Source organism: Paenibacillus sp. E194 (genome assembly GCF_000935845.1).
Taxonomy (GTDB): domain Bacteria; phylum Bacillota; class Bacilli; order Paenibacillales; family Paenibacillaceae; genus Paenibacillus_B; species Paenibacillus_B alvei_B.
The window spans coordinates 1-4,693 of record NZ_JMDX01000349.1 but is presented as its reverse complement, the minus strand read 5'-3'; the positions used below and the strand labels follow the sequence as shown (position 1 = coordinate 4,693).

General features: G+C 47.4%; 6 protein-coding genes. All 6 read left to right on the top strand.

Annotation, left to right across the window (positions count from 1 at the left end):
* The first annotated feature begins 536 nt into the window (after positions 1–536).
* Positions 537–1,115 carry a TetR/AcrR family transcriptional regulator gene (locus tag AZ66_RS27105; RefSeq protein ID WP_044357738.1) on the top strand — a complete coding sequence of 193 codons (579 nt, stop codon included), beginning with the start codon at positions 537–539 and terminating at the stop codon, positions 1,113–1,115.
* Positions 1,116–1,257: 142 nt separating this feature from the next.
* Positions 1,258–1,599, top strand: a complete 342-nt coding sequence (locus tag AZ66_RS27100) for a DMT family transporter (RefSeq protein WP_021257754.1) — start codon at positions 1,258–1,260, stop codon at positions 1,597–1,599.
* A complete protein-coding gene (locus tag AZ66_RS27095) occupies positions 1,599–1,913 on the top strand; it encodes a DMT family transporter (protein ID WP_044357737.1) in 315 nt (104 codons plus the stop codon). The genes AZ66_RS27100 and AZ66_RS27095 overlap by 1 nt, the downstream gene beginning before the upstream one ends.
* 270 nt (positions 1,914–2,183) lie before the next feature.
* The gene (locus tag AZ66_RS27090) at positions 2,184–3,161 is read left to right on the top strand and encodes a serine hydrolase domain-containing protein (RefSeq protein ID WP_044357735.1); all 978 of its coding nucleotides are present in this window, start codon (positions 2,184–2,186) and stop codon (positions 3,159–3,161) included.
* 127 nt (positions 3,162–3,288) lie between these two features.
* Positions 3,289–3,756 carry a double zinc ribbon domain-containing protein gene (locus AZ66_RS27085; protein WP_044357734.1) on the top strand — a complete coding sequence of 156 codons (468 nt, stop codon included), beginning with the start codon at positions 3,289–3,291 and terminating at the stop codon, positions 3,754–3,756.
* Positions 3,757–4,089: 333 nt separating this feature from the next.
* Positions 4,090–4,693 (top strand): proline--tRNA ligase (proS, locus tag AZ66_RS27080; protein WP_044357739.1); only part of this gene is annotated, 604 nt, incomplete at its 3' end.

Sequence of the window (4,693 nt, the reverse complement as noted above, 5' to 3'; positions counted from 1 at the left end):
AATGGTCTCTCGGCTCTTGTACAGGTCACTTACAGGGGTCATGTACAGGTCATGTACAGGTCACGTACAGATCATTTACAGGTCACTTACAGGTCACTTACAGATTAGGCTTGATGCTATTGTCATTATCACGATTTTCAAATTTCCGCAGTGAGAAGCGGGAGGTTCATCTGTTCAATGGCTGCTGTTGTATCCTATATAGCGTTCAGTCCCTATTTATCGAAAAATGGGATCAGGTTTTGCTTCGCAATTTTGGATATCCTTAGGAAAATGTTAGAACTTTCTGTTCGTCATTTTTAGGTAGAGATGCTTTATTCATTTCACGGTATGCCATGTGAAGTACTAGATAGAAGTTGTCTCGTTTTTTTATAAGAGTATATTTAAGTATCGAACTCATGGTTGACAAAAAAGAAGAGATGTGAAAAGATGTACCTAACGAATATTAGTTAGGCTACTGATATGTCGTCGTAATGGCATGTGGGAACGCTGCGTGCATTACCTAACGAGTATTAGTTAGTCTGAAGGAGATGAGTAGAGTGACAGCTAATCGAATTATTGAGGTCGCGTTGAATCATTTTGCTGAACATGGCTATGAAGGGGCTTCCCTTGCGAATATCGCGGAACAAGTGGGCATCAAGACGCCATCTATTTACGCTCATTTCAAAAATAAAGATGATCTATTCGTTAACGTAATCCGCCGTGCTGTACAAGAGGAAATGGGACACTTGCAGCGGTACATTCAGACTCACCGAGAGCATCCGATTAAGGATGTGCTGTACGGCTTGATTCAACAGTATGAGGCACGCTATGAAACGAGCAATCAATTGAAATTCTTGCTGCGGGTAATGTTCTTTCCGCCTGTTATCATGCAGGAGGGGGTTATGGAGCTGGTCAACGCCCATCTGGATCAGATGGAACGGGAACTTATGGCCGTGTTCAAGCTGGGGGTGGAGCGAGCGGAGATTGATCAGCTGGATATGGAGATGATGACAGCTTCTTATATGTGTCTTGTTGATGGCATTCTCGTTGAAATGCTGCTTGGTGGGCCGGACAGATTCCAACGCCGCTTCGATGCTTCATGGCGCCTATATTGGCGCAGCCTGACACGAGACTAGTTCGTGAAATTGGTAAGAATAATAAATCTCTTGATTGAGAAGAGATATAGGAAAAATAAGAATGGTGTAAGCTGCATCTGTGGGATGCAGTGCATGGAATAGTGCTCGTTATAGAGATAGCAAGGAAGGGAGAGAGCAACAAATGAATAAGCATTGGATCTACGTATTTATCGCCGCCTTCTTCGAGGTCTTCTGGGTGATCGGATTGAAGCACGCGAACAATGTATGGGAATGGGGAGGTACGGCCATTTCAATTATTGTCAGCTTCTATGTGATGATTATGGCAGGCAAGAAGCTCCCTGTAGGGACGGTATATGCCGTATTCGTTGGACTTGGAACTGCAGGAACTGTCTTCGCAGAGATGGCTTTCTTTGGAGAACCGTTTAAGATGATCAAAGTGCTGCTTATCCTTGTGATGCTAGCAGGTGTGATGGGATTAAAGCTGGTGACGAAGGATAGCGAAGCGAAGGGAGCTGAATCCTAATGGCTTGGATAAGTCTCATTGCAGCCGGATTATGTGAAATGCTTGGCGTGGGGATGATTAGTAAGCTGAACAAGGATCGCAACTGGCAATCCTTCGTCTTTATGTCGACAGCATTCAGCGCTAGCTTCATTTGTCTGTCTATTGCGATGAAGTCGCTCCCGATGGGGACGGCGTATGCGATATGGACGGGAATTGGCGCATCTGGGGGTGCCATTCTCGGGATGCTCTTCTACGGGGAGTCCCGCGATTGGAAGAGAATCTTATTCATCTCCATGGTGCTCGGAGCAGCGATTGGGTTGAAGCTTGTATCTTGATGATGAAGCTAATAGGGCATTGTCGGGGCATTTGTGCAATTGAAATAGGCGAAAAGTGAACTGTTCACTATTGAGGAACAACTCCATACCGTAATTAATCTTGTAAAACGCCTCTCGCTATCAGCATGGGAGGCGTTTTTGTGACGTTGATTAGAAAATGAAGGAAACCCTGCCATAGATATCGAAGTCAGTAACGACGTAGTACTCACTAGTAGAGTTCATCTTCAGAGCAGCAAGCTGTGAAGAACATGGGAAGGGGATAAGACCGTTATGGAGTTGGCAGCTTGGGTGGATCAATTGTTAGAGAAGCAGGGATATAACGGATCGATATTGCTGGCGTCACAGGGTGAGATTGTTATAAGTAAAGGGTACGGCCTGGCGAACGTGGAAGAGAGGCAGCCCATTTATAAGGATACAGTATTCAAAATTGCATCAATTGCCAAGCAGTTTACGGCAACAGCCATTATGAAGCTGCAGGAGCAAGGGCTGCTTCGTGTAGAAGATAAGCTTACGAAGTATGTACCTGAGTGTACAGGGCTTGCGGATGTTACGCTCCATGAGCTGCTCACTCACTCCTCTGGATTGGACGAAGATGCGTTAATTGATTGGAATGTACATGAGGATCTAAGGCCATTGCATACGCTGGAGCTCGATACCGTCACGCCATCCGGAGCAAAAGGGGCGTATCGCTATAGCAACTTCGGTTATGCGCTGCTTGGACTGATCGTTGAGAGACTGTCGGATCAACCGTATGAAGCGTATATCGAGAAGGAATTCTTTGAGCCATTCGGTATGACAAGAACAGGCGGACGTATGGATGTACTTCGCAGTGAGCTGAATATGGGGATCGGCTATAGAGGGGGAGAACTCACTTGGAAGGAAGATATACCAAGCCATAACAGTGCAGGAAGCATAGTCTACTCCACTACCGAAGACCTGTTCCGCTGGGATCGTGCCCTTCGCTCAGGCCAAGTGGTGAGAGCGGAGTCAATCGATGCGATCTTCACGCCGCAAGCTCGAATTGATGAAGAACGCAGTTATGGCTACGGATGGGTCGTATATCCGGATCGACCGCATATCTCGTATCATAATGGGGGATTATCGGGCTACAGCTGTACGATGATTCGGGATGCGAAGTCGGATTCGGTGCTTATTGCCTTGAGTAATTTAGCGGATACCGGCATGCAACCTATTGATGTACTGAAGCAGGGCTTGCAGGAGCATTTCCCAGCGTTCATGCAGCTGTAGCAGTAGCCTAGCCGCTAACGGAGCGTACAGGCTGATTTGGAACGGATTGTGTCAATTTGCAATTGCTCTACAACGGAATCAGTGCGTATTCAAGATTTGGCTGGGTAACGGAAGGAGTGCATCGCGCATGGCGATCCAAATATGCAGCAACTGTGGGTATTCGAACGAAAAGTCCGCATCGGTATGCATCGTCTGCAGTCACTCCCTGAAGGACGCCTCCTTACAGGGAACGCCAGAGGAAGATAAGCAACACAACGGCATCTTGGCTGTGAAGCAAGTGGAGCTTACATGCTCTGAGTGTAATGGAAATGTAGAGCAAGGCTCCACGGTGTGTAAAAATTGTGGTTCCATGATTAAGAATCAGATTGCCAGTGAGAAGTCAGATGATCAACCTAGCGAAGAGCAAGCGTCAGAGCGCAATATAGGCTGCACTTCACTCTTGATCGTAATCATAGCCACCGCTATTTACCCAATTGTCGGAATCTTAGTGGGAGGCGTATATGCCTTCAACAACGACAAAGAGAAGCGGGGAGTCGGTATCGCGTTATTGGTACTGGGTTTATTGTTGAAGTTGGGCTACTGGGTGATGCGGTAATCGGGTATCGGTGGATGAGATACTTGACACCGAGCAGCAGAACATGTAATTTATTTAGAAAATATAACCACGAAAAGCGACGACCAAAGACATGAGAGTGAACGAGATGCACGTACAGAGAGGAGTCAACTTGGTGCAATGATTCCCTTGCAGCTTCATTCTTCCTACTTTGCAGCTGCAGATTCGATCTGCCGGGCGCAAGCCCGTTATGGAACATGTGAGAGCTGTCGGTATATGCCGACTGCTGAATTAGGGTGGTACCACGACAACGCATTCGTCCCTTATGGGATGGGTGCGTTGTTTTATTATGGAGAGAAGAAGAGGGGGATTGAGATGAAACAGAGTGAATTGTTCCTATCTACGATGCGGGATATGCCTTCAGATGCGGAGACTGCCAGTCATCGGCTGCTGCTGAGAGGCGGTTACATGCGGCAAGTTGCGGCGGGCGTATACTCGTATTTGCCGCTTGGCTGGAAGGTGCTTCGGAATTTACAGGAGCTGATTCGAGAAGAGATGGAGCGGGCAGGTGCTCAGGAGATGCTCATGCCAGCCATGCAGCCTGCAGACCTGTGGCGGCAATCGGAACGGTATGAGGTATATGGTGAAGAGCTAATGCGGCTGTGTGATCGCCATGAACGGGAGTTCGTACTCGGCCCTACACATGAAGAAGTCGTTACGGCACTGGTGCGAGATGAAGTCAATTCGTATAAGAGGCTGCCGCTTACACTGTATCAAATTCAGACGAAATATCGTGACGAACGACGGCCTAGACATGGATTATTGCGGTGCAGGGAATTCATCATGAAGGATGCTTACTCCTTCCATCTGGATGCAGATTCGCTTCAAGCTCAATATGATCGAATGGTTGACGCATACCATCGGGTGATGCAGCATCTGAATCTAACGTATTGTGCAGTGGAGGCAGATGCAGGCGCGA